Raw genomic sequence first — 936 nt, forward strand, 5'->3', positions numbered from 1 at the left:
AAAGTAGTGAGCATCTCAAATTCAAGTGCACACTCGCACCATGAGCATCATGACCATGCCCATCCACATGATCATCACTCCCACGCTCACCAACACGACCATCATGAGCACGAACATCATTCTCACCATGAACATTATGCACATAATGTATGTTGTGGCTGCAACCATGCCATTGAAGTCAAAGACGACAGCACCTGGCTACAGAACCTAACGCTCGTGTTCTCGATGGGGCTCCGTCCTTGCTCTGGCGCACTAATCGTTTTGACCTATGCCTATTTAGTCAATGCCTATGGATTTGGGATCGTCGCCACCTTGGCGATGGGACTAGGCACTGGCATTTCTATCGCGCTCATTGCAGCAGGAACCGTATTCGCGAGAGGGTTCTTTGAACGCCTACTAAACGCTAGCGAATCGAGCTCGACGGCGGTGTTTAGTCATTTTGGCTTATATCTTCAAATAGCTGGCGGGGCACTACTTATTGCATTCGGCTGGGGATTATTATCTGTCACATTGACTCCGGTTGCGGAGCATCCATTACTGCTTGGTCGCTAAAAGACTAAATCAAAAAGTACCCTGACATATAAAAAAATGATCTCATCTAAGTAAATCGCCTATTAAGCTTTAATACGTATTGCTTCTAAGATGATTAAAAGATGAAAGAAACATGTCTTATTGGTGGCTTACAAAGCTTACTTGTTCGATTCTGCTCATAGCGAGCATCATTATAAGTGCGTTCACAAGCTGGCTACCCGATATCAACACAAGCGATTCTCTGGCTGGGCGAATTCTTGTACTCGTTGGCGGTGCTATTTTTTTGAGTCATTACTGGCTCATCAAACGCGATAACAAAAGATTAGAAGAGATGGAATATCTCGTCACTCAAACGGCCTTATTTAAACGTATTCGTCACCCAATGTATTTCGGCGAGATGTTCAT

At 44.7% G+C, this 936-nt stretch carries 2 protein-coding genes; both read left to right on the top strand.

From position 1 onward, the window contains the following. Positions 1-6: 6 nt before the first annotated feature. Positions 7-552 (top strand): hypothetical protein, encoded by a 546-nt coding sequence (locus A3762_RS25580; RefSeq protein ID WP_156493106.1) that lies wholly within the window; start codon positions 7-9, stop codon positions 550-552. Positions 553-664: 112 nt separating this feature from the next. After that, on the top strand, positions 665-936 hold a 272-nt coding region (locus tag A3762_RS01040), incomplete at its 3' end, for a hypothetical protein (RefSeq protein WP_156493107.1).

It is taken from the genome of Oleiphilus sp. HI0125, assembly GCF_001635355.1.